The organism is Methylobacterium sp. AC832, from assembly GCF_979256025.1.
In genome coordinates, this window is record NZ_CEEDMV010000003.1 from 634,905 (window position 1) to 657,092 (window position 22,188).

Here is a 22,188-nt window from a genome sequence, read left to right on the forward strand (position 1 = left end):
CGATACCGGCGCAGGTTGCCGGCCGACATGACCAAAAACCCTCGTATCCTGCCAAACCACCCATTGCGGGAGCGACCACTCGCCGTGGCAATCCTGGCCTATCCGGGGGTGCAGCTCCTCGATGTAGCCGGTCCGCTCCAGGTCTTTGCCACCGCCAACGACCTTTTCGTCGACGCCGGACGGCCATCCCCTTATCGGGTTAGCGTCGTCGCCGAGCGTGCCGGCTCCGTCGTCACCTCCTCGGGTCTCGCACTGACCGCCGAGGGTCTGGTTCCGGATTCCGGCTCCATCGACACGCTGATCGTCGCCGGCGGGCGAGGGGTTCATGCCCATCTCGACAATCCCGGCCTGGTCTCCTGGCTGTCCGGCCGGGCCGCCCGGTCGCGTCGCGTCGCCTCGGTCTGCACCGGGGCCTTCCTCCTCGGTGCGGCCGGCCTCCTCGACGGCCGCCGCGTGGTCACCCACTGGACCCGCTGCGATGCCCTGCGGGCCCTCTATCCGGCGGCGAGGGTCGAGGCCGACCCGATCTTCATCCGCGACGGCGCGCTCTGGACCTCGGCCGGGGTCACCGCCGGTATCGATCTCGCCCTGGCCCTGGTGGAGGCCGATCTCGGGCGGGAGACGTCCCTGGCCGTGGCGCGGCACCTCGTCGTGTTCCTCAAGCGGCCCGGCGGGCAGGCCCAGTTCAGCGCGGCCCTTTCGCTTCAGGGGGGCGACGACCGGTTCGGCCGCCTCCATGCCTGGATCGGCGAGAACCTCGCCGCCGATCTGACGATTCCCGCCTTGGCCGACCGGGCCGGGATGAGCCCGCGCAGTTTCGCCCGGCATTACCGCGCCGCGACGGGCCGCAGCCCGGCCGAGGCGATCGAGGGCATCCGTTTCGAGGCCGCCCGCCGGCTGCTGGAGGAGACCGACCTGCCGCTGAAGCGCATCGCCGAACGCTGTGGCTTTCGTGCCGAGGAAACCCTGCGCCGGGTCTTCCTGCGCCGGATCGCGACGACGCCCGGCGAGTACCGCCGTCGTTTCGCTGCTTTTGCGTGATCCTGGCAGCGCTCCTCCGATGCGGGCGAATTTGACTTTCCCGGCCGCATCATCGACACCGCCGCCCGTCGCGGCATCGACCGATCGTCAAGGGCTGCCCGTCGGCCCGGAGCCGCCCCATGTCCGCCCCACTGCGTCCCGTCTCATGAGAACCGCCGATGCCGGACATGCCGTCCCGCCCGGCGATGGAGCGGGCTTCCTCGACAGGCTGATCGAGGCGGCCTCGGCGAGCCATGCCCGCGCCTGCGCCCTGCTCCTGGCTCTCTGCCTCGTCTGTTTCCTGCCGGGCTTCGTCTCGCTCCAGCCGATGGACCGCGACGAGCCGCGCTTCGCCCAGGCCTCGAAGCAGATGATCGAGACCGGCGACATCGTCGACATCCGCTTCCAGGGCGAGGCGCGCCACAAGAAGCCGGTGGGGATCTACTGGGTGCAGGCCACGGTGGTGAAGGGGGCCGAGGCCCTGGGGGTCGACCGGGCCCGCACCACCATCGCGTTCTACCGCGTGCCCTCGCTGATCGGCGCGCTGTTGGCGAGCCTGTTCACCTATTGGGCGGCCCTCGCCTTCCTGCCGCGCCGGGGCGCGCTCGTCGCCGCCGCCCTGTTCTCGGCCTGCATCATGATCTCGGCGGAGGCGCGCCTCGCCAAGACGGACGCCCTTCTCACCGCCTGCTCGGTCGCCGCGATGGGCGCGCTGGCGCGGGTCTGGCTCGGCCGGATCACGCCCGGACGGACGCGGGGCCGGCCCGATCTCACGACCGTGCTGGTGTTCTGGCTGGCCATGGCGATCGGCATCCTGATCAAGGGGCCGATGGTGCCGCTCTTCGTCGGGCTCGCCGCGTTCGCGCTGTCCCTGAAGGAGCGGTCCGGCCGCTGGCTCATGGACCTGCGTCCCGGCCTCGGCCTCGGGCTGACCCTGGCCATCGTCGCCCCCTGGTTCGTCGCCATCGCGTGGAAGAGCGGCGGCGCGTTCTTCGGCGAGGCGGTGGGTCGCGACATGCTCGGCAAGGTGGGGGGAGCCGCCGAGAAGCACGGCGCGCCGCCCGGCACCTATCTGGCGGTGTTCTTCGCCACCTTCTGGCCGGGGGCCGCCTTCGCGGCGCTGAGCGCGCCCTTCGCCTTCGCCAACCGGCGCGACGATGCGATCGCGTTCCTCCTCGCCTGGATCGTGCCCGCCTGGATCCTGTTCGAGGCCGTGCCGACCAAGCTGCCGCATTACGTCCTGCCGCTGATGCCGGCCGTGGCGATCCTCACCCTCCTGGCCGTGGGGCGCGGCGCCCTCGATCGGGGCCGGCGGGGAGCCAGGGCCGTGGCCGCCCTGGTGGTGCTGATCCCGGTCGGCCTGACCCTCGGCCTCGTCGGCGTGGCCTGGACCTTCGACCACGTGATCCCCGTCGCCGGGCTGCCGCTGCTGCTGGCCTCCTGCGCCGCCGCGATCCTCGCTGTCGTGCTGTTCGCCCGCCGCCTGCCCGAACGGGCGCTGGCCTGCGCCATCCTGGCCTCGGCCCTGCTCTCGCCGGCGGTGTTCGGCCTGACCCAGCCGGTACTGGCGGCGCTGAAGGTCTCGCCGCGCCTCGCCGCCCTTCGCGACGGGCTGCCCTGCACCGCCCCGAAAGTCGCCAGCCTCGGCTACCGCGAGCCGAGCCTCGTCTTCCTCATCGGGACGGACCTCGCCATGCTGAATACCGGGGCCGAGGCGGCGGAGTTCCTGACAGGGGGCGGCTGCCGCCTCGTCTTCGTCACCGAGCCGTTCCTGGACGAGTTCCGGCGGGCGGGGACACGCGCTAAGGATACCCCCGTCAAGGCTGCCCCGGTCGGCCGGGTCTCCGGCTTCAACATCAACAGCGGCCGGCGGATCGACCTCTCGGCCTATGCGGTGACCCCGTGACCCAAACCGACACAGTACCCTCCACCCGCCTGTCCATCGTCGTCCCGGTGAAGAACGAGGCCGGCAATGTCGAGAGTCTCGTCACCGAGATCGAGCGCGCCTGCTCGGCCCTCGCCCCGTTCGAGGTGATCTACGTGGATGACGGCTCCACCGACTCCACCGGGGCGGTCCTCGGCGATCTGCGCCGTACCCGGCCCTGGCTGCGCGTAGTCCGCCATGCCCGCAGCGGCGGGCAATCGGCCGCGATCCGCAGCGGCGTCGCCGTGGCGCGCGGCGCCCTCATCGCCACCCTCGATGGCGACGGCCAGAACGATCCGGCCTTCATCCCTGCCCTGGTGGCGGCCCTGGAGGAGGGCGGCCGGAGCACGGGCTTGGCCCAGGGCCAGCGCGTCGGCCGCAAGGACGGGCGCCTGAAGACCCTGCAATCGCGCATCGCCAACGGCGTGCGCGGCCGCATCCTCAAGGACGACACCCGCGATACCGGCTGCGGCATGAAGGTGTTCCGGCGCGAGGTCTACCGTGCGCTGCCCTATTTCGATGCGCTGCACCGCTTCATGCCGGCCCTCGTCGCCCGCGAGGGCTACCGCGTGGTCCATGCCGACGTGGTCGACCGGCCGCGCTTCACCGGGCGCTCCAATTACGGCCTGTTCGACCGGCTCTGGGTCGGGCTCCTCGATCTCGCGGGGGTGTGGTGGCTGATCCGCCGCAAGCGGCCCTCGCCCGAGGCGGTGGAGATCTAGACCTTTGTCGTGCCAAGCTCTTTTTTCGCCGAACCGGCATCCACTTCGGCGCAGAGCGCTCTCGTGACCGGTGGGGAGGCCTGAACCCATGCTGATGCAGCTTTCGGAAGACCTGAGCGGCTACGCCTACGACATCTTCGTCACCAAGTTCGACGGCTGGCTGGTCTTCGGCATTCTGGCCCAGGTCGTGTTCGGTGCCCGCTTCATCCTGCAATGGCTGGCGAGCGAGAAGGCCGGCCGCAGCGTCATGCCGCTCTCGTTCTGGTTCCTCTCCATCGCGGGCGGGCTGATGACCCTGGTCTACGGGCTGGTGCGGCGCGAGCCGGTCATCATCTTCGGACAAGCCCTCTCGACGGGCATCTATCTCCGCAACGTCGCGCTGATCCTGAAGGAAAAGCGCCGGAAGTCCGGGGCGGATCCCGTTCCGTGACGTTCTCGGCATGACTCCCCCGACGATTCCGCTGCCGGATTTCTTCGACGATCTCGACGCCAGCCTGGCCCATCTCTGGCAGCTTCTGGAGGACGGGCCGAGGCTGCGCCGCAACGCCTTCCACATGCCGGCCCTCGCCACGGTGGATGCCGACGGCTGCCCGCAGGTCCGCACCATCGTCCTGCGCGAGGCCGACCGGCGGACCGGGATCCTGCGCTTCCATTGCGACCGCCGGTCCCGCAAGGCCGCCGAGATCGCCGCCTCCGGCCGGGCCGCGCTGCACGGCTACGATTCGGCGAGCAAGGTCCAGATCCGGGTCTCGGGCCCGGCCACGCTCCATACCGACGATGCCCTGGCGGATACCGCCTGGGACGGATCGATGGCGATGAGCCGGGTCTGCTATGGCGTGGCGCCGGGGCCCGGCACCGAACTCGCCTCGGGCGAGGGCTATTCTCTGCCGGAGACCGACGCGGCCATCGCCGCCGGCCGGCCGAATTTCTGCGCGGTTCAGGTGAGTGCCACCCGGCTCGAATTCCTGTTCCTCGACCGGCGGGGACACCGGCGCGCCGCCTGGAAGCGAGACGGCGACGGCTGGGCGGGGACCTGGCTGGCGCCGTGAAAAACCCTTTTTCTGTTTTGGAACCCCCCTCACGATCGTCATCCGCCGTCATTCCGGGGCCGCGTAGCGGAGCCCGGAATCCAGAAGCGACGACAGCGCAAGGCGATGCACCGGCAGCGGCTCTGGATCCCGGGCTCGCCTTTGGCGACCCGGGATGACGGTGCGCCGTGTCTTACGAAGAGCGCCTCACATCGCGGCGCGTAACCGCGAAAACCCGGCATCGAGATCGGCCTGCAAATCCGAAATCTCCTCGAGGCCGATATGGAAGCGCAAGCCCGGTCCGCCCGGCTCCCAGCGCGTGGCGGTGCGGTAGGTCCGGCAATCGAACGGGATGACGAGGCTCTCGAAGCCGCCCCAGGAAAAGCCCATCCCGAACAATTCGAGCCCGTCGAGCATCGCCGCCACGGCGTTCGCCGGCGCCGGTTTGAGGACCACGCCGAACAGGCCGGACGACCCGGAGAAGTCCCGCTTCCAGATGGCGTGGCCGGGATCCTCCGGCAGGGCCGGATGCAGCACCCGCAGCACTTCCGGCCGCGCCTGCAGCCAGCGCGCCATGGCGAGGCCCTGGCGCTCGTGCTCGCGCAGGCGCAGGTTCATGGTGCGCAGGCCGCGCAGCGCCAGGAACGCGTCCTCCGGCCCGGCGCACATGGCGAAATGCTCGAAGGTGCGGTGGAGCGCCGGCCAGTATCGCTCGTTGGCCGAGGTGAGGCCGAGGAGCAGGTCCGAGCCGCCGCTGAGATATTTGGTCCCCGCCTCCACGGCGATGTCGACGCCCCGCTCATGCGGCGGGAAGAACAGCGGCGTCGCCCAGGTATTGTCCATGATGACGGCGGCGCCATGCGCATGGGCGACCTCCGCGATGGCCGGCACATCCTGCATCTCGAAGCTCTGCGAGCCCGGCGCCTCCACCAGCACCGCCTTGGTGTTCGTTTGCATCAGAGCGCCGATGCCGGCGCCGACGAGGGGATCGTAATAGGTCACCTCCACGCCGAAGCGCTTCAGCACGCCGTCGCAGAAGATGCGGGTGGGGCGGTAGGCACTGTCGGTGACGAGGAGATGGTCGCCCGCGCTCACCACGCTCATCAGGGCGACCGTGAGGGCGGCCAGGCCCGAGGGTGTCAGCACTGTACCCGCCGCCCCGGCGAGCTCGCTCCAGGCCTGGGTGAGCGAATCCATCGTCGGCGAGCCGCTGGTGCCGTAATCATAGCGCCCGCGCCGGTGCTGCAGGTCGTCATAGGTCGGGAACAGCACCGTCGAGCCGCGATAGATCGGCGTGTTGACGAAGCCATGCTGCGCGGACGGATCGCGCCCCGCATGGACGAGGCGTGTGGCCGGGCCGAAGCGGGCGGGATCGCGGGGAGGGGTGTTCGACATGGAAACCCGTATGCGGGGAGGGCGGTTGCGCCGCAACCTCAGCCTCGCCTGTGCAATGGCGTCAAGCGGAAGCCCTTGACCGGGCCTGCCGATCCTTTGCAATGCGCGGGTATGATCAACGGTCTCCCGGCATCGTCGACGCCTCATCCGACCCGTTCACCTCATCCTGAGGTGACGCCGCGCAGCGGCGGCCTCGAAGGAGGCCTCCAGATCGCGCGATGCTGGCTGGAGGCCTCCTTCGAGGCCGCTTCGCAGCACCTCAGGATGAGGTTTTGGGTCGGGGGGATCATGCTGTTCTGCCTTACTCCCGCCCTCGCCCAGAACGGTTCCGCCCAAGGCACCCTCGCCCAGGTGAAGGCGCGGGGGCATCTCGTCTGCGGCGTCAGCGGCGGGGTCGCGGGGTTCAGCATTCCGGACAGCCAGGGCCAGTGGCGCGGGCTCGACGTGGATTTCTGCCGGGCGCTGGCGGCGGCGATCTTCGACGATCCGGCCAAGGTGCGGTTCATCCCGCAATCCTCGGCCGCGCGCTTCACCGCCCTGCAATCGGGCGAGATCGACGTCCTGTCGCGCAACACCACCTGGACCCTGTCGCGCGACACCGCCGCCATGAACTTCCCGGTCATCACCTTCTATGACGGGCAGGGCTTCCTGGTGCGAAAGTCCCTCGCCATCACGTCGGTGAAACAGCTCGACCGGGCGACGATCTGCCTGCAGCAGGGCACCACCACCGAGCTCAACCTCGCCGATTGGTTCCGCACGCGGGGCCTGACCTACAAGGTCGTCACCTTCGCCAATAGCGAGCAGACGCTGGGCGCCTACGAATCCGGCCGCTGCGACGCCTATTCCACCGACAAATCCTCCCTCTATGGCGAGCGCCTGAAGACGGCGCATCCGGACGAGCACGTCATCCTCGACGAGGCGATCTCGAAGGAGCCGTTCGCCCCCGGCGTGCGTCAGGGCGACGATCAGTGGCGCGATCTCGTCGCCTGGACCCATTACGCCATGATCGACGCCGAGGAGGCGGGGATCGGTCAGGCCAATGTCGAGGAGATGCGCCGATCGGCGCTCAGCCCCGACGCGAAGCGCATTCTCGGCCTCGAGGGCAAATACGGCGAGGGCCTCGGTCTCACCACCGATTGGGCCTACCGGATCGTCCGCCATGTGGGCAATTACGGCGATTCCTTCGAGCGCAATGTCGGCGCGCAGACACCGCTGAAGATCCCGCGCGGCCTGAATGGCCTCTGGAACCAGGGCGGCCTGCAATACGGGCCTCCGATCCGGTGAGGGGCGTGTGGGAGCAAGACCCTCCCCCCTTTGCGGGGGAGGGTGCCCGCGGAGCGGGCGGGAGAGGGGCCGGCACAGGTCTTTCCGGAGAGGGCGCTCCCCTCACCCGACCTTCGCTGACGCGAAGGCCACCCTCTCCCGCAGGGGGGAGAGGGGTTGCGCGTGGAGGATGCCGTCATGGCTGAATCCCGAAAGACCTCCCTGCGTGCCCTCGCGCTCCAGATCCTCCTGGCGCTCGCCGTCGCCGGCCTCGTCTATCTCGCCGCCGGCAACGCCGCGCAGAAGCTCGCGAAACAGGGCATCGTCGCCGGGTTCGGCTTCCTGTCGCGCAATGCCGGGTTCGACATCGGCCAGCGGCTGATCCCCTACGCGGCGGCGACCTCGACCTATCTCGATGCGTTCTTCGTCGGGCTCTGCAACACGCTGCTGGCCGCGGCGCTGGGCATCGTGCTCGCCACGCTGATCGGCTTCGTGGTGGGCATCGCCCGGCTGTCGCCGAACCTCCTCGCGCGCGGGCTGGCCTCCGCCTATGTGGAGGCAATCCGCAACGTGCCGCTGCTGCTGCAGCTCCTCGTCTGGTACGTGGCCGTGCGGGTGGCCCTGCCCTCGGCCGAGGCTCCCGCGAGCCTGGGGGGCGCCTTCGTCTCGCAGCGTGGTCTCGTTCTGCCGAGCCCCGAATTCTCAGGCGCCGCCTGGCTGGTGCCGATCGCTTTCCTCGCCGGCATCGCCGCCCTGTCGCACCTGCGACGGCGGGCGCGCCGCGCAGCCGAGACCGGCCTGCCTCCGGTCCGGGTCTGGCTGCCGGGGTTGGCCCTCACGATCCTCCTGCCGGGTCTCGCCTGGATCGGGCTGGCGCTGGCCGGCCATCCGGTCGCGGTCGATTGGCCGGCGCGCGGTCCCTACGATGTCGAGGGCGGCCTGTCGATCCTGCCGGAATTCGCCGCCCTGGTCCTCGGGCTCTCCACCTATACCGCCGCCTTCATCGCCGAGATCGTGCGGGCCGGCCTCTCCAGCGTGGCGCGGGGGCAGGGGGAGGCGGCCTCCGCCCTGGGGCTGAGCCGGGGCCAGAGCTTGCGTCTCGTGGTGGTCCCGCAGGCGATGCGGGCGATCGTGCCGCCGCTCACCAGCCAGTATCTCAACGTCACCAAGAACTCGTCGCTGGCCGTGCTGATCGGCTATCCCGACCTCGTCCACGTCTTCATGGGCACCGTGCTCAACCAGACCAACCAGGCGGTGGAGGTGGTGGCGATCACCATGGCGGTCTACCTCACGCTCAGCCTCGCCACGGCCTTCCTGATGAACCTCTACAATCGCCGCGTGACCAGGGTGGAGCGCTGAGGATGGAGGGATTCGTCCGCGCCGATCTCGTCGCCTCGCGCCCGCCGCCCGCCACCGTCGGCGGACCGCTGGGCTGGCTGCGCCGGAACCTGTTCTCGAGTCTCGCCAACGGGCTCACCACCCTGGCGATCCTGGGATTGCTCGCCTGGCTGCTGCCCATGGCGATCCGCTTCCTCGTCATCGACGCGGTCTGGACCGGGGCGTCGGGCGATGCCTGCCGGCCGGAAGTGGCGGGGCGGCCGGTGGGGGCCTGCTGGGCCTTCATCGCCGACAAGATCAACTACCTCGCCTATGGCTCCTACCCCGCCGCCGAGCACTGGCGCCCGAACTTCGCCGTCGCGCTGCTGGCCTTCGCCGCCGGATGGATGCTCTGGCTCGGGGCGCCCCGGCGCGATCTCGGCGCGCTCTTCGCGTTCCTGGTCTTCCCGGTCATCGCCTACCTGCTCCTCTCCGGCGCACCGTCCCTCGGGCTGAAGACCGTCGCGACGGGCCTGTGGGGCGGCTTCCTCGTCACCGTGGTGGTGGCCACGGTGGGAATCGTCGTCTCCCTGCCGCTCGGCATCCTGCTGGCGCTGGGGCGGCGCTCGACCCTGCCGGTGGTGCGCGTGCTCTCCACCGCCTTCATCGAGTTCTGGCGTGGCGTGCCGCTGATCACGGTGCTGTTCATGGCCAACGTGATGCTGCCGCTGTTCCTGCCCGGCGACATCACCGTGGACCGCCTGCTGCGGCCGCTCGTCGGCATCGCGCTCTTCGCCTCCGCCTACATGGCCGAGGTAGTGCGCGGCGGGCTGCAGACCGTGCCGAAGGGGCAGGCCGAAGCGGCGGCGGCGCTCGGCCTCGGCCGGGGCCAGGCGCTGCGCCTCGTCATCCTGCCCCAGGCCCTGAAGGTGGCTCTGCCCGGCATCGTCAACACGATGATCGGCCTGTTCAAGGACACCACCCTGGTCTCCATCGTCGGCATCAGCGATTTCATCCGCGTGCTGGAAGCCTCGCGCGCCGATCCGCGCTGGTCGGCCGCCACCATCCCGGCCACCGCCTACATCTTCGCCGCCCTCGTCTATTTTGCCGTCTGCTTCGGCATGGCGCGCTATGCCGGATTCATCGAGCGTCGCCTCGCGGCGGGGGACAGGCGATGACGGTGAAAGCCAGGGATGAGACCCGATGACAGAGACCTCCCCCGCCGTCGCGCTCTCCGGCGTCAACAAGTGGTTTGGCGCCCACCACGTCCTGCGCGACGTCGACCTCACGGTGGCGAAGGCCGAGAAGATCGTGATCTGCGGCCCCTCGGGCTCGGGCAAATCGACCCTGATCCGCTGCGTCAACGGCCTCGAGGCGCACCAGCAGGGCACGATCCGGGTGGATGGGACCGAACTCACCGGCACGCAGGCCAGCGTGGACGCCGTGCGCCGCGAGGTCGGCATGGTGTTCCAGCACTTCAACCTGTTCGCCCATCTCACCGTGCTGGAGAACTGCACCCTGGCCCCCATCCACGTGAAGCGGATGGGCCGGGCGGCGGCCGAGAAACTGGCGATGGAGTATCTTGAGCGCGTCCGCATCCCGCAGCTGGCGGGGAAGTTTCCCGGCCAGCTCTCGGGCGGACAGCAGCAGCGGGTGGCGATCGGCCGCGCTTTGTGCATGAGCCCGAAGGTGATGCTGTTCGACGAGCCGACCTCGGCCCTCGACCCGGAAATGGTGAAGGAGGTTCTCGACACCATGGCCGAGCTGGCGCGCGGCGGCATGACCATGCTCTGCGTCACCCACGAGATGGGCTTCGCCCGCGAGATCGCCGACCGCGTGGTGTTCATGGACGAGGGCCAGATCATCGAGACCGCTCCGCCGGCCGATTTCTTCGACAGGCCCCGGCATTCCCGGACACGAGCCTTCCTCAGCCAGATCCTGTGACCGTCTCCTGCCAGCGACATGAGAAAGGGTCAGAAAATGGCACGGTCCGGCCGCCCGCCGATGCTCGGGTTCGTTAACGGCCTTGGTTTAAAACCGGTGATCAAGGTGTTGAGTATTTGTAGAAAGCGTATCGCGTGCGTATCTTGCGCTTCCTCGTCATCGGCAGCGTCTTTGGGCTGAGCATCCTGGCGATCGGATTCGTCAGCGCCGACCGGCTGGCCCATCTTCCGGCGGCGCCCGCGCCACAGATGGTGCAGGCTCCGATCGTGAGCGAGCCTCAGGATACCGGCTCGATCCCGACCCTGCTCCAGCCGGGCGTCCTCTCCACCACAGGCCCGGTGGCCCCCCGTCCGACGGGCGCGAAGCCCGCCTCGGCGAAGCCCTCCGCCTCCTCGGCGGGCAAGCCCCCGGTGACCAAGACCGCTTCCGCGAAACCCGTCCCGGCCAAGCCGAAGGCCACGGACGGCTTCGACACCGAACGCCTCAACGCCCTCCTGCGCGGCGACCCGATCACCCCGCCACGGCGGTGATCGGGGGCCGCCCGTTCCTCGGGAGGCGGAGCGAGGTGTGAAGCGGCCGGCAGCAATTCGGGTCGGCCAAGCGGCTCGCCACCCATCTCGAGCCGCCGATGGTTTTTGGAAGGCCTCTTATTCGCATTCGACCTTTCGTTGAGCTTGCGGTCCGGGCGGTCTATGCACGGACCCCATGGACCTTCAAGTTTCCCCGAGTCGATCCGTGGCTCCCCTCGCCTGCAACCTGCAGCCTCTCCGGAAGGCGGCGCCGTTCCTGCCCATGAGCCGCGCCGAGATGGACGCGCTCGGGTGGGATGCCTGCGACATCGTCCTGGTGACGGGGGACGCCTATGTCGATCATCCGAGCTTCGGTATGGCGATCATCGGCCGGCTCCTCGAATCGCAAGGGTTCCGGGTCGGCATCATCGCGCAGCCCGACTGGCAATCGGCGGAGCCGTTCAAGGCGCTCGGCCGGCCGAATGTGTTCTTCGGCGTCACCGGCGGCAATCTCGATTCGATGGTGAACCGCTACACGGCGGACCGTCGCCTGCGAAGCGACGACGCCTACACGGCGGGCGGACAAGGCGGCGCCCGCCCGGACCGCTGTACAATCGTCTACACGCAGCGCTGCCGCGAGGCCTACAAGGATGTGCCGATCGTCCTCGGCGGCATCGAGGCGTCCCTGCGCCGCATCGCCCATTACGATTACTGGTCCGACAAGGTGCGCCGCTCGATCCTGGCGGACGCGAAGGCCGACCTTCTGCTCTACGGCAATGCCGAGCGCGCCGTGGTCGAGGTGGCGAACCGCCTCGCGGCCGGCGCGGCGCCGCACGAGCTCGACTCCGTCCGGGGCGTCGCCCTGTTCCGCCGCGTGCCCGAGCATTACACCGAGCTGCCCGCCGACGATCTCGATTCGGCCGACGAGGCCGCCTCTCGCCGCCCCGGCGAGACCGTGATCCGGCTCCCCGCCTACGACGAGGTCAAGGACGACAAGGAGGCCTATGCCCGCGCCTCGCGGGTGCTGCACCGGGAGGCCAATCCCGGCAACGCCCGTCCCCTCGTCCAGCGCCACGGCGACCGCGACCTGTGGCTGAACCCGCCGCCGATCCCGCTCTCCAGCGAGGAGATGGATGCGGTCTACGACCTGCCCTACGCCCGCGCCCCCCATCCCTCCTACGGCGATGCGAAGATCCCCGCCTGGGACATGATCAAGTTCTCGGTGACGATCATGCGCGGCTGCTTTGGCGGCTGCACCTTCTGCTCCATCACCGAGCACGAGGGCCGCGTCATCCAGAACCGTTCGGAAGGCTCGATCCTGCGCGAGATCGAGCTGATCCGCGACAAGACACCGGGCTTCACGGGCGTGATCTCGGACGTTGGTGGACCCACGGCCAACATGTACCGGATGGCGTGCAAGGACCCGAAGATCGAGGCGGCGTGTCGCCTGCCGTCCTGCGTCTTCCCGGACATCTGCCCGAACCTCAACACCTCGCACGACGACCTGATCCGGCTCTATCGCAAGGTCCGCGAGGTGGAGGGCGTGAAGAAGGTGATGGTCGCTTCCGGCGTGCGCTACGATCTGGCGGTCCGAAGCCCCGAATATGTCGAGGAGCTCGTGACCCATCACGTCGGCGGCCGTCTCAAGATCGCGCCCGAGCACACCGAGCGCGGCCCCCTCGACCTGATGATGAAGCCGGGGATCGGCACCTACGACCGCTTCAAGGAGATGTTCGACGCCGCCGCCAAGAAAGCCGGCAAGAAATACTACCTGATCCCGTATTTCATCGCGGCGCATCCGGGCACGACCGACGAGGACATGATGAACCTCGCCGTCTGGCTCAAGAAGAACGACTATCGTGCCGATCAGGTCCAGACGTTCCTGCCCTCGCCCATGGCGACAGCCACGACCATGTATCACACCGAAATCAACCCGTTGCAGGGCGTGCGGCGCGGCGGCAGCGAGCCGGTGGACGCGATCAAGGGGATGCGGCAGCGCCGGCTGCACAAGGCGTTCCTGCGCTACCACGACCCCGAGAACTGGCCCATCTTGCGCGAGGCGCTGCGGGCCATGGGCCGCGCCGACCTCATCGGGCCGAGGCCGGACCAGCTGATTCCGTCCTCCCAGCCGCCGGGAACGGGGCTCGGTGCCGGCAAGGGACAGGGCCAGCCGCTCCCCATGCGCCATCCGGGCGCGCCGCGTTTCACCACGAAGGGCGTGCCGCTGCGGAAGTGACGGTCTCGTGCGTTCGGCAACTGAAGGCTTCCAACGGCGGCTTTCAGGGGTCTTTGCCCCGAAGCTGACCTTCCCCGGGGCCGCTGAGGGGCAAAGCGGTCGATGAGAGGCGACAGGTTTCGAGCAAGAAATCGCCGCCCTGCCGCTCCCGATCACGGTCATCCCGTCGCGGAACCGAACGGCCTCTCCATCCAGATCGGCTCCCCGATCCCCCACCGGAGCCGTCCCGCGAGACTTGGTGTAAACCCCGTTCCAACCTCGCAAGGGAGGGGAGGAACGTCGTGGGTCTGATCTACGCGCTCGGTGCCTATCTGAGCTGGGGCCTCGTCGTCCCGGTGCATTTCCGGCTGCTCGATGCCGTGCCGGCCGGCAGCATCCTGGCTCATCGCATCGTCTGGTCGAGCGTGCTCGTGGTCGCCCTGCTGGCGATTCTGCGTCGGCGGGTGCGCAACCCGTTTCCCCTGAGGCGGCGCCATCTCTTCCTCGTCGTCTCGGCGGGGCTCATCGCCGTCAACTGGCTGCTCTACCTCGTGGCGGTCCAGTCCGGGCACATGCTCGATGCGAGTCTGGGCTATTTCATCAACCCGCTGATGAGCGTGGCGCTGGGCGCCCTCGTCCTCGGTGAGCGGCTGCGGCCGGTCCAGGCCGTGGCGGTGGGGCTCGCCGCCGCCGGGGTGGTGCTCGCAGTGGTGCTGGCCGGGCACCTGCCCTGGTTGTCCCTGTGCCTCGCCGCCAGCTTCTCGCTCTACGGGCTGGTGCGCAAGGTCGTGGGGGTCGACGCCATGGTGGGCTTTGCCGCCGAGACCTTCCTGCTCCTGCCCCTCGCGGGAATCTACCTTGTCGGCCTCGCCGAGCCTGTGGTGAAGGGCGATCCCGTCCGGCTCGCGCTGCTGCTCCTCACCGGCGTCACCACCGCCCTGCCACTGATCTGGTTCGCCGCCGCCGCCCAGCGCCTCACCCTCTCCACCCTCGGGCTGATGCAATACCTCGCCCCCTCCTGCCTGTTGGGGCTCAGCGTCCTCGTCTATGGCGAGCGGCTGGAGCCGCATCGACTGGTCCTGTTCGTCCTGATCTGGCTGGCGCTCGCCCTCTATGCCGCCGATTCCCTCCGCGCCGCGCGGCGGGCCAAGACGCCGCCGGAACCCGTCGCCGCTGGCCCCGACCGCCCCGGCATGAGATCGTTCTGAGAGACATTTGGAGGATCCGCGAGATTCGGAGGATTCCGATGCGCAACCGCATCACCGACATCGCCGGTATCAGGGTCGGCCACGCCCATGACGCGCGGGTGGCGAGCGGCACCACCGCGATCCTGTTCGACGCCCCGGTGGTGGCCGGGGTGGACGTGCGCGGCGGCGGGCCGGGCACCCGCGAGACCGACCTCCTCGACCCCGAGCGCACGGTGGAACGCATCGACGCCCTGGTCCTCTCCGGCGGCTCGACTTTCGGCCTCGATGCGGGCGCCGGCGTCGTGGCCTGGCTCGCCGAGAGGGGGAGGGGGTTTCCCATCGGCGACATCCGCGTCCCCATCGTGCCCGGCGCGATCCTGTTCGATCTCCTCAACGGCGGCGACAAGGAATGGGGCCGCGTCTCGCCTTATCGCGACCTCGGCTACGCCGCCGCCGCCGCTGCGTCCGAGGATGTCGCCCTCGGCACCGTCGGCGTGGGCTACGGCGCGCGCACGGCCAACCTCAAGGGCGGCCTCGGCTCGGCTTCCTCCCTGGTGGACGGCACGCCCGCGCGGGTCGGCGCGCTGGTGGCGGTGAACGCGTTCGGCCGGGTCACGGTGGGGGAGGGGCGGCATTTCTGGGCCGCACCCTTCGAGCGGAACGGCGAATTCGGCGCTCTCGGCTTCCCCGATCCGATGCCGGCGGACGCCTTCACCTGGCCGCGCGAGGCTCTGCCCGGCAGCAGCACCACCCTGGCCATCGTCGCCACCGACGCGGACCTGACCAAGGCCCAGGCCCGCCGCCTTGCGGTGATGGCACAGGACGGGCTGTCGCGGGCGATCCACCCGGTTCATACCCCGCTCGACGGTGATGCGGTCTTCGCGGTCTCCACCGGCCGGGTCGCGCTCTCCGACCCCATCACGGACCTCGCCCGCATCGGCGCGGCGGCGGCCGACACGCTCGCCCGTGCGGTGGCGATCGGAATTCACGTAGCGACGAGCCTGCCGGGGCTGGCGATGCCGCCCGCCTGGCGGGACCTGTGGGGCGGGTGAGGTCCCCGGAGGTGGTTCTCGACGCTCCTACAGAACGTAGAAATCGTCCGCCGTCAGCTTGAGGTTCGCGTCGAGTGTGGCGAATTGCACGGCACTCGCACCGCCGTTGCCGTCGGCATCGTACGACACGGCGCCGGTCTTGGAATTGTAGAGGATCCGATGATCGGCATCGGTGGCCTTGGCGCCGATGATGAGGGCGTCGGAGGTGAGATGGCCCTTCGCGAGGGCGGCAAAGACAGGGTGATCGAGCCTGATCCTGTCGTCGGACACGGAAAAGTCGACGATCCGGTCGACGTTCGATACGGCATTCGGCGTGCTATCGAAGACAAAGGTGTCGTGGCCCGAACCGCCCGTCAGAATGTCTTTGCCGAGACCGCCGAAGAGAATGTCGGCTCCATCGCCACCCGACAGGCGGTCGTTTCCCGCAAGACCTCGAAGCGTATCGTTGCCGTCGAGCCCGAGGAGCGTATTCTTGAGCTGGGAGCCCGTGATGAAATCTCTCGACCCCGATCCAGTGACGTTCTCGATGGAAATCAGATCATCCTTTTTTCCCATCAAGTCGTAGCCGGACAATTGCTCCAAGTTTACCCTAATGCCGGTGCCCCATCCGGTTTCGAGAGAATAATCCACCGTATCGATCCCTCGTCCGCCGTCGAGATGATCGGCGCCCGCGAGGCCGGAGAGGATGTTGTTTTCATTGGAGCCGATGATCGTATCGTCGCTTCTCGTTCCCACGACGTCTTGAATGCCGATCAACCTGTCATCCTCAAGCGGGGAGAGGGAGCGTCCAAAGCCGCTCCCATCTGGATTGCCCGCCAGTTCGACGATCACACCCGTCGAGGCCGTGATGTCGTACCGGACCGTGTTGTGGATTCCGCCGCCGCCGTTGAAGATGTCCGCGCCGGCACCGCCGCTGAACGCTTCGTAGGACGCCGTCTTCGATCCCATGAAGGAATCGGCCTTGCCGGTACCGATGATCAACTCGACGTTCTTGATCGAATCCACGAATCCGTAGGTATCGGTCGCCGTGCCCTTCTCGAGATCGACCTTGATGGCCCTGCCACCGGACTCGCGACTGTAGTCTACGACATCGTAATCCCCGATCCCTCCGTCGATCGCATCCTTGCCGGAGCCACCCACGAAGGTATCCGAACCGAAACTGCCGAGAAAGGTATCGGCCTTTTGGCCGCCGAAGAACTTATCGTCTAGAGACGCACCGTAGACGGTCAGTGCAATGGGGGCGAACAGCTTGAGGAGCGGCCCCTTATCATCGAAACTCGAATCGGTCAGTGCAATACGAAAGGCATTCGCGTTGAGAGAAAGTCCCGACATTGTCCATTGCGTTGATCCATCGACGTGGATCAGGCTGATCGACTTGATCGTCCCGGCTTTGATGTCTCCGCTTTTTGTGTATTGGAACCCGGATCCTACCAGTTCCATTCCATAGGAGGTGCCATCGTCGCGCGAGAGCGTATATTTGGTGGCCGATGTCTTTCTGAGAAATCCTGCGGACCATGCGCCATGGATTGCTTCAATATCGAAGTAGTTATCTTCAACTTGAACGGTGGCCATGGATGTTCCCCAGTCGATCAGGGGAGCAATCATGGGTTTTCAGGTGGAAGTCGAGATTCTCTTCCGCAACACTCTTAAAATCGACGATCTGTTGCGATTTTGCCGCAAATCGACCGACAATGTGATTTGGTCGCGATGAGCAGCGCCCGAAGATGCGCGAGGAGGGAGGCCCGTAAGGCTCACGCCTCCTTGGCGTCCTCCACCAGCTGCGCCAGCCCGGCATCGACCTCGGCGCCGAGCATCGCCCGCTCGGCATCGCTGAGGTCGCGTGCCCATTTCGGCCCGGCGAAGCCGGCGGCGCATTTGGCGCGCTCTGCCGCGATATAGGCCTCGGTCTCCTCCGGCTGCCGGCGCATCGCCTCGGCGAAGCCGAACCACGCTGCCCGCTCCACCACCGCAAGGCGGGCGCGCAAGCGGATCATCACCGCCCGGTCCGGGCTGACGTCGTCGCTCATGAGGGTCGCGCTCCCGGATGTCAGCGCCGCTGGTCGCAGCGGGTCTTCACGTAGCTGTCCTTGTCGGCGCCGTGGCCGGCATTGGCCGCGAGGACCGGCCCCTGCATCAGGCATTCCTGCAGGGTGTGAGCCTGCCCGGTGATCACGTCGAGGGCGGTCTCCCGCGTGCAATCCGGGGCCTGGACGGTGGAGGCGCAGACGAGGGCGACGACGAGGATGGTGTTCATGACAGGCGAACTAGATGCCCCGGGCGAGCCGGCAAGGGAGTCCGGCAGGAAAATGCAACGCATCCGCCCCACTGCTCATTCGAGGCCTTCCTCTCGGGAAGGGCTATGCTCATAGGATAAAAGACCTGCGTTAGTTGTCCTAGGATAATGGGCCTATTCTTCTCCTGGAGCGTCCCTGTGGATGTGGGAAGGGCAGGGGGAGGTCGCCTGAGCCCATCCGTGCTAGGGTCGCCATCGTCACGGACGGGTTGCGGGACAGCGGAGCGGGAATGACGGTCGGGATCGAGATGGGGCTGAGCATGGGCCCGGGCGAAGAGCCCGCCCGGCTCGATCTCGAGGAGCTGCTGGCCACCCGTCTCCTGGTCCAGGGCAATTCCGGCTCGGGCAAGTCGCATCTGCTGCGGCGACTGCTCGAACAGAGCGCCGGCTCGGTCCAGCAGGTCATCATCGATCCCGAAGGCGATTTCGTCACCCTGGCAGAGGCTTACGGCCACGTGGTGGTGGATGGTGCCCATGGCGAGGGCGATCTCCAGGCCATCGCGGCGCGGGTGCGCGCCCACCGGGTCTCCGTGGTGCTCACCCTGGAGAGCCTCGACATGGAGGCACAGATGCGCGCGGCCGCCGCCTTCCTCGGTGGTTTGTTCGAGGCCGAGCGCAGCCATTGGCACCCCGTTCTCGTCGTCGTCGACGAGGCGCAGATCTTCGCACCGGCCGCGGCCGGCGACGTCTCCGACGAGGCGCGCAAGGCCTCCCTCGGCGCCATGACCAACCTGATGTGCCGCGGCCGCAAGCGCGGGCTCGCGGGCATCATCGCGACGCAGCGCCTCGCCAAGCTCGCGAAAAACGTGGCGGCGGAAGCCACCAACTTCCTGATGGGCCGCACCTTCCTCGATATCGACATGGCCCGCGCGGCTGACCTGCTGGGCCTCGACCGCCGCGGCGCCGAGCGGTTCCGCGACCTCTCGCGCGGCGAATTCGTGGCCCTCGGGCCCGCGTTGAGCCGTCGGCCGTTGGCCCTGCGCATCGGTCCGGTCTCGACCTCGGCGCGCTCGGGCTCCCCGAAGCTCGTGCCGCTGCCCGCTCCCGCCGACGCGGATCTACGCGCCCTGATCCTCACCCGCTCGGCCGAGGACGGCCCTGCCTCCTGGGCTCCGGCTCCGCGCACCCCTCCGACACCGCGCGCCAGCCCGGCCGATCTGCTGCGTGAGCTCAGTGCCTACCGGCCCGAACCCGCCGAGGCGCCCGAGCCCTTGAGCGAGGAAGATCTGCGTGCCGGGCTCGACGAGATCCTGCGGGGCATCGCCACCGACCCGGATGCCGGGCGTCAGCCGGTGGCGGTGATCTATCAGGACTTCCTCGTCCGCTGCCGCATGCGTGGGCTCGACGGTGAGTCCCTCACTCTCGCCGCCTTCCGCCGCCGCCTCGGCGTCGCCCGTGCGGGAATCGACGGGCAAGGCGCCCCGGCCGACAGCGACGGGCGCTGGGAGGAGGCGCAAAGCGCCGCCGCCGCCCTGCCCGACGAAGTCCAGGGCCTGTTCCTGCTGCTCGCTCGCGCCGCTCTGGCGGGAGAGCCCTGCCCCGGCGACGAGGCCCTGGCCCGCGCCATCGGCAGCCGTTCGCCGGGCCGGGCACGGCGTCTGCTCGCCTATGTCGAGACCCGTGGCACCATCGTCTGCCGCATGGATTTTCGCGGCAACCGCGTCATCGCTTTGCCGTCGCTCGGCTGTGAGACCGGCCCCGGCGACCCGAAGGCGAGCCTGCCGGGCAGCGTCGCGCCCGAGATGCCGGGGCTGTTCGCGGCCGAATGAGCCGCGCTCCCGGCACCGAACCACGCTTGGCCCGCTCGATTTCTGCCGGATAGGGGCCGATCGTCCTCTGCCTGTCGGCAGCATGCTGCACAGTGCGGCGGCAATTTCTGTTGCTTGGTTGGGCAGTCCTGCTCAAGGATTGGGACCTCGAATCGATGATGCCGGTGGGTCGGCATCGGAATCGACGATGAGGACGACACCCATGACGGCACGTTTGTCCACCGGTCTTCTCGCCCTTGCCTCGCTCCTGGCAGCCTCCGCTGCCTCGGCCCAGAGCTATACCGCGCCGGCCGGCCTCCCGGCGGTCGTGGCACCCGGCGGCCTCGTAGGCCAGGCCGCCTTGGATGCTCGCGGCAGATACGCCGCCTCCGCGCCCCGCCGCGGGGATGAGCGCGACATCGCCACCGGCTCCGCCCGTCGCGGCGGGTACAGATCCCGCTGAGGCCCGAGTGAGGCTCGGATCCGCGGGCGTCGTGAGACGGGGTCCGTTCAGGCCCGGACGCTGGCCGGATCGGCCGGTGCGCGTCCGAGCCTCGTCAGCCCGAGCAGATGATAGATGAGGATCGCCCCGAACGTGGCGGTGCCGATGCCGCCGAAGGCGAAGGAGCCGAATTTCAGGGTCAGGTCGCCAGCGCCGAGGACCACCGCGATCCCGACGGTGAGGAGATTGCGGGCATTGGCGAAATCGACCCTGTTCTCCACCCAGATCCGCCCGGCGGTGGCCGCGATCAGCCCGAACACCACCACCGACAATCCGCCGATCACCGGCACCGGCAGGGTCAGGATCAGCGCTCCGAATTTCGGGCACAGGCCGAACAGGATCGCGGTGAAGCCGGCCACCACGAAGACCAGGGTCGAGTAGATCCGGGTCATGGCCATGACGCCCATATTCTCCGCATAGGTCGTCACCCCGGTGCCGCCGAGCCCGCCCGACAGCATGGTGGCGAGGCCGTCGCCGAGGAAGGCGCGGGCGATGTAGGGGTCGAGGTTGCGGCTCGTCATCGCGCCGATGGCTTTGATATGGCCGAGATTCTCGGCGATCAGCACCACGAAGACCGGGGCGATGAGGGCGATCGCCTTGGTGTCGAACACCGGCGCGACGAAGCCCGGCACGCCGATCCAGGGGGCGGCCATGACGGCCGAGAAATCGATGGGCTTGGCGAGACCGAACCCGTTGGCGAGGAGGAGATAGAGCAGGTAGGCGAGGGCCGCCCCGATCAGGATCGGCAGGCGCCGGGCGAGGCCGGGCGCGTAGATGGTGATGACGCTGACGATGACCACCGTCAGGAGGCCGAACCAGGTGTCGAAGGCGGAGGCCGAGATGATCCGCGTCGCGATCGGCGCGAGGTTGAGGCCGATGGCGGCCACCACCGCTCCGGTCACCACCGGTGGCATCACCCGCTCCACCCAGGCATAGCCGACGAGGCCGATGACGGCGCCGACGAGGCCGTAGAGCAGACCCGCCGCGATGATGCCGCCGAGCGCCACGGCGATGTTGGGGTTCGGCCCCGCCCCGGCATAGCCCGTGGCTGCGATCACCACCCCAACGAAGGCCGCCGACGAGCCGAGATAGCTCGGCACCCGGCCGCCGGTGGCGAGAAAGAAGATGAGTGTGCCGATGCCGGAGAAGAAGATCGCCAGGTTGGGGTCGAACCCCATCAGGATCGGCATCAAGGCCGTGGCGCCGAACATCGCCACCACGTGTTGGAAGCCGAGGAGGACGGTCTGGCCCGCCGGCAGGCGCTCGTCGGGCATGACGTCCGCGGCCTCGGTCGTCGCATCTCTGGCGCGCCAGACGGGGAAATAGGGTTCGGCTGCCATGGGGGCGTCTCCGGGCGGTGGATCGCGTGATGCGAGGAGCGTGACGGGATGCTCGGGGCGAGGCCGGACGGTCAGACGGCGGTGGGGTGCGGCGGAGCGACCGCCACGGGCAGGGTATGGTAGCGCCGGCCGGCATAGACGAGGCCCTGTTGGCCGGCGGGCTCCGAGAGATCCACCACCTCGCAGAACAGCACGTCGTGGCTGCCGACGGCGTGGCGCGCCACGATGCGGCAATCGAAGGCAGTCAACGCCCCCTCCAGCACCGGTGCCCCGGTGGCGAGCACTCCCCAGGCCCCCGCCGCGAAGCGCTCGTCCATGGGGGTGCGGCCGCCGAAGGCGCCGGCGATGGCGGCCTGCTCGCCCGACAGCGTGTTCACGCACAGGGCCGCATTGGCGCTCACTGCGGCATAGGCGGAGGAGGTTCGGTTGATGCAGACGAGGAGCGTCGGCGGCGCGTCGCTGACGCTGCAGACGGAAGAGGCCGTGAAACCGGCCCGTCCGCCCGGCCCGTCGGTGGTGACGAGATGGACCGAACTGGCCAGATGGGCCATCGCCTCGCGAAAAGCTCCGGCCTCGACCGTGGGCAACGTCGTCTCGGTCATGGCGGAGCTTCCATCCTGAGCAGGTTCAGCAAAAGTGGTCACCGGTTTCGCGCCTGAACACCGGCAGCCCCTCGAGGATCCAAGCGAGATGGCGCGCTGGCTCGCCAAGACGAACCGGTCGAGCCGG

21 protein-coding genes are annotated in these 22,188 nt (G+C 68.7%); 15 read left to right on the plus strand and 6 right to left on the minus strand.

The genetic code is table 11. From position 1 onward, the window contains the following. Window positions 1-27: 27 nt before the first annotated feature. The 5 genes from AC0IXR_RS14635 (at window position 28) to AC0IXR_RS14655 (ending at window position 4,715) form a co-directional block, all read left to right on the plus strand. Window positions 28-1,041 carry a GlxA family transcriptional regulator gene (locus tag AC0IXR_RS14635; protein WP_471761266.1) on the plus strand — a complete coding sequence of 338 codons (1,014 nt, stop codon included), beginning with the start codon at window positions 28-30 and terminating at the stop codon, window positions 1,039-1,041. 145 nt (window positions 1,042-1,186) lie between these two features. After that, on the plus strand, window positions 1,187-2,926 hold the full coding sequence (locus AC0IXR_RS14640) for an ArnT family glycosyltransferase (protein WP_471761267.1): 1,740 nt from the start codon (window positions 1,187-1,189) through the stop codon (window positions 2,924-2,926). Beyond that, complete coding sequence (locus tag AC0IXR_RS14645; protein WP_471761268.1) at window positions 2,923-3,666, plus strand: glycosyltransferase family 2 protein; 744 nt, start codon at window positions 2,923-2,925, stop codon at window positions 3,664-3,666. Before AC0IXR_RS14640 ends, AC0IXR_RS14645 begins: the two co-directional genes overlap by 4 nt. A gap of 88 nt (window positions 3,667-3,754) precedes the next feature. Continuing rightward, window positions 3,755-4,096, plus strand: a complete 342-nt coding sequence (locus tag AC0IXR_RS14650) for a lipid-A-disaccharide synthase N-terminal domain-containing protein (protein ID WP_056425711.1) — start codon at window positions 3,755-3,757, stop codon at window positions 4,094-4,096. Window positions 4,097-4,106: 10 nt separating this feature from the next. After that, entirely contained in the window at window positions 4,107-4,715 is a 609-nt protein-coding gene (locus AC0IXR_RS14655) for a pyridoxamine 5'-phosphate oxidase family protein (RefSeq protein WP_471761269.1), read from the plus strand. Between the two features lie 186 nt (window positions 4,716-4,901). Here the strand turns inward: AC0IXR_RS14655 and metC are convergent, their stop codons facing one another. Continuing rightward, window positions 4,902-6,089, minus strand: a complete 1,188-nt coding sequence (gene metC / locus AC0IXR_RS14660; protein ID WP_207411225.1) for a cystathionine beta-lyase — start codon at window positions 6,087-6,089, stop codon at window positions 4,902-4,904. 288 nt (window positions 6,090-6,377) lie between these two features. On the opposite strand from metC, the gene AC0IXR_RS14665 reads away from it, so the two are divergent. The 8 genes from AC0IXR_RS14665 to AC0IXR_RS14700 all read left to right on the plus strand — a co-directional run bounded on the left by AC0IXR_RS14665 (window position 6,378) and on the right by AC0IXR_RS14700 (window position 15,576). Then, window positions 6,378-7,373 (plus strand): amino acid ABC transporter substrate-binding protein, encoded by a 996-nt coding sequence (locus AC0IXR_RS14665; protein WP_207411340.1) that lies wholly within the window; start codon window positions 6,378-6,380, stop codon window positions 7,371-7,373. Window positions 7,374-7,550: 177 nt separating this feature from the next. Continuing rightward, window positions 7,551-8,711, plus strand: a complete 1,161-nt coding sequence (locus AC0IXR_RS14670; RefSeq protein WP_471761271.1) for an amino acid ABC transporter permease — start codon at window positions 7,551-7,553, stop codon at window positions 8,709-8,711. Window positions 8,712-8,713: 2 nt separating this feature from the next. Beyond that, the gene (locus tag AC0IXR_RS14675; protein WP_471761272.1) at window positions 8,714-9,847 is read left to right on the plus strand and encodes an amino acid ABC transporter permease; all 1,134 of its coding nucleotides are present in this window, start codon (window positions 8,714-8,716) and stop codon (window positions 9,845-9,847) included. A gap of 25 nt (window positions 9,848-9,872) precedes the next feature. Continuing rightward, entirely contained in the window at window positions 9,873-10,613 is a 741-nt protein-coding gene (locus AC0IXR_RS14680; protein ID WP_471761273.1) for an amino acid ABC transporter ATP-binding protein, read from the plus strand. Between the two features lie 134 nt (window positions 10,614-10,747). Next, window positions 10,748-11,143 (plus strand): hypothetical protein, encoded by a 396-nt coding sequence (locus AC0IXR_RS14685; RefSeq protein ID WP_056425689.1) that lies wholly within the window; start codon window positions 10,748-10,750, stop codon window positions 11,141-11,143. A gap of 262 nt (window positions 11,144-11,405) precedes the next feature. Beyond that, entirely contained in the window at window positions 11,406-13,358 is a 1,953-nt protein-coding gene (locus AC0IXR_RS14690) for a YgiQ family radical SAM protein (RefSeq protein ID WP_471761302.1), read from the plus strand. 281 nt (window positions 13,359-13,639) lie between these two features. Beyond that, window positions 13,640-14,545, plus strand: a complete 906-nt coding sequence (gene rarD / locus AC0IXR_RS14695) for an EamA family transporter RarD (RefSeq protein WP_471761274.1) — start codon at window positions 13,640-13,642, stop codon at window positions 14,543-14,545. Between the two features lie 38 nt (window positions 14,546-14,583). Next, window positions 14,584-15,576: a P1 family peptidase gene (locus AC0IXR_RS14700; RefSeq protein WP_471761275.1), complete on the plus strand. Its 993-nt coding sequence runs from the start codon at window positions 14,584-14,586 to the stop codon at window positions 15,574-15,576. A 27-nt stretch (window positions 15,577-15,603) separates the two neighbouring features. Here the strand turns inward: AC0IXR_RS14700 and AC0IXR_RS14705 are convergent, their stop codons facing one another. From AC0IXR_RS14705 to AC0IXR_RS14715, 3 genes are all read right to left on the minus strand, one after another. Further along, window positions 15,604-17,181 carry a calcium-binding protein gene (locus tag AC0IXR_RS14705; protein ID WP_471761276.1) on the minus strand — a complete coding sequence of 526 codons (1,578 nt, stop codon included), beginning with the start codon at window positions 17,179-17,181 and terminating at the stop codon, window positions 15,604-15,606. 146 nt (window positions 17,182-17,327) lie between these two features. Beyond that, a complete protein-coding gene (locus AC0IXR_RS14710) occupies window positions 17,328-17,603 on the minus strand; it encodes a hypothetical protein (protein WP_056425677.1) in 276 nt (91 codons plus the stop codon). 20 nt (window positions 17,604-17,623) lie between these two features. Beyond that, the gene (locus AC0IXR_RS14715) at window positions 17,624-17,830 is read right to left on the minus strand and encodes a hypothetical protein (RefSeq protein WP_056425674.1); all 207 of its coding nucleotides are present in this window, start codon (window positions 17,828-17,830) and stop codon (window positions 17,624-17,626) included. Between the two features lie 269 nt (window positions 17,831-18,099). Between AC0IXR_RS14715 and AC0IXR_RS14720 the strand changes: the two genes are divergently transcribed. Together AC0IXR_RS14720 and AC0IXR_RS14725 are read left to right on the plus strand one after the other, a co-directional pair. Further along, entirely contained in the window at window positions 18,100-19,638 is a 1,539-nt protein-coding gene (locus AC0IXR_RS14720; protein ID WP_311274581.1) for an ATP-binding protein, read from the plus strand. Between the two features lie 202 nt (window positions 19,639-19,840). Then, window positions 19,841-20,080 (plus strand): hypothetical protein, encoded by a 240-nt coding sequence (locus tag AC0IXR_RS14725; RefSeq protein ID WP_471761277.1) that lies wholly within the window; start codon window positions 19,841-19,843, stop codon window positions 20,078-20,080. Window positions 20,081-20,127: 47 nt separating this feature from the next. Here the strand turns inward: AC0IXR_RS14725 and AC0IXR_RS14730 are convergent, their stop codons facing one another. Continuing rightward, entirely contained in the window at window positions 20,128-21,459 is a 1,332-nt protein-coding gene (locus AC0IXR_RS14730; RefSeq protein ID WP_471761278.1) for a solute carrier family 23 protein, read from the minus strand. A 71-nt stretch (window positions 21,460-21,530) separates the two neighbouring features. Continuing rightward, window positions 21,531-22,061, minus strand: coding sequence for a flavin reductase (locus AC0IXR_RS14735; RefSeq protein WP_419952635.1), 531 nt, complete (start codon window positions 22,059-22,061; stop codon window positions 21,531-21,533). Between the last annotated feature and the right edge of the window lie 127 nt (window positions 22,062-22,188).

Excerpts from the sequence above, each read along its gene's own strand:
- AC0IXR_RS14635 (WP_471761266.1), top strand. The coding sequence starts at position 28 with ATGACCAAAAACCCTCGTATCCTGCCAAACCACCCATTGCGGGAGCGA.
- AC0IXR_RS14640 (WP_471761267.1), top strand. The coding sequence starts at position 1,187 with ATGAGAACCGCCGATGCCGGACATGCCGTCCCGCCCGGCGATGGAGCG.
- AC0IXR_RS14650 (WP_056425711.1), top strand. The coding sequence starts at position 3,755 with ATGCTGATGCAGCTTTCGGAAGACCTGAGCGGCTACGCCTACGACATC.
- AC0IXR_RS14655 (WP_471761269.1), top strand. The coding sequence starts at position 4,107 with ATGACTCCCCCGACGATTCCGCTGCCGGATTTCTTCGACGATCTCGAC.
- metC (WP_207411225.1), bottom strand. The coding sequence starts at position 6,089 with ATGTCGAACACCCCTCCCCGCGATCCCGCCCGCTTCGGCCCGGCCACA.
- AC0IXR_RS14665 (WP_207411340.1), top strand. The coding sequence starts at position 6,378 with ATGCTGTTCTGCCTTACTCCCGCCCTCGCCCAGAACGGTTCCGCCCAA.
- AC0IXR_RS14670 (WP_471761271.1), top strand. The coding sequence starts at position 7,551 with ATGGCTGAATCCCGAAAGACCTCCCTGCGTGCCCTCGCGCTCCAGATC.
- AC0IXR_RS14675 (WP_471761272.1), top strand. The coding sequence starts at position 8,714 with ATGGAGGGATTCGTCCGCGCCGATCTCGTCGCCTCGCGCCCGCCGCCC.
- AC0IXR_RS14680 (WP_471761273.1), top strand. The coding sequence starts at position 9,873 with ATGACAGAGACCTCCCCCGCCGTCGCGCTCTCCGGCGTCAACAAGTGG.
- AC0IXR_RS14690 (WP_471761302.1), top strand. The coding sequence starts at position 11,406 with ATGAGCCGCGCCGAGATGGACGCGCTCGGGTGGGATGCCTGCGACATC.
- AC0IXR_RS14700 (WP_471761275.1), top strand. The coding sequence starts at position 14,584 with ATGCGCAACCGCATCACCGACATCGCCGGTATCAGGGTCGGCCACGCC.
- AC0IXR_RS14705 (WP_471761276.1), bottom strand. The coding sequence starts at position 17,181 with ATGATTGCTCCCCTGATCGACTGGGGAACATCCATGGCCACCGTTCAA.
- AC0IXR_RS14710 (WP_056425677.1), bottom strand. The coding sequence starts at position 17,603 with ATGAGCGACGACGTCAGCCCGGACCGGGCGGTGATGATCCGCTTGCGC.
- AC0IXR_RS14715 (WP_056425674.1), bottom strand. The coding sequence starts at position 17,830 with ATGAACACCATCCTCGTCGTCGCCCTCGTCTGCGCCTCCACCGTCCAG.
- AC0IXR_RS14720 (WP_311274581.1), top strand. The coding sequence starts at position 18,100 with ATGACGGTCGGGATCGAGATGGGGCTGAGCATGGGCCCGGGCGAAGAG.
- AC0IXR_RS14725 (WP_471761277.1), top strand. The coding sequence starts at position 19,841 with ATGACGGCACGTTTGTCCACCGGTCTTCTCGCCCTTGCCTCGCTCCTG.
- AC0IXR_RS14730 (WP_471761278.1), bottom strand. The coding sequence starts at position 21,459 with ATGGCAGCCGAACCCTATTTCCCCGTCTGGCGCGCCAGAGATGCGACG.
- AC0IXR_RS14735 (WP_419952635.1), bottom strand. The coding sequence starts at position 22,061 with ATGACCGAGACGACGTTGCCCACGGTCGAGGCCGGAGCTTTTCGCGAG.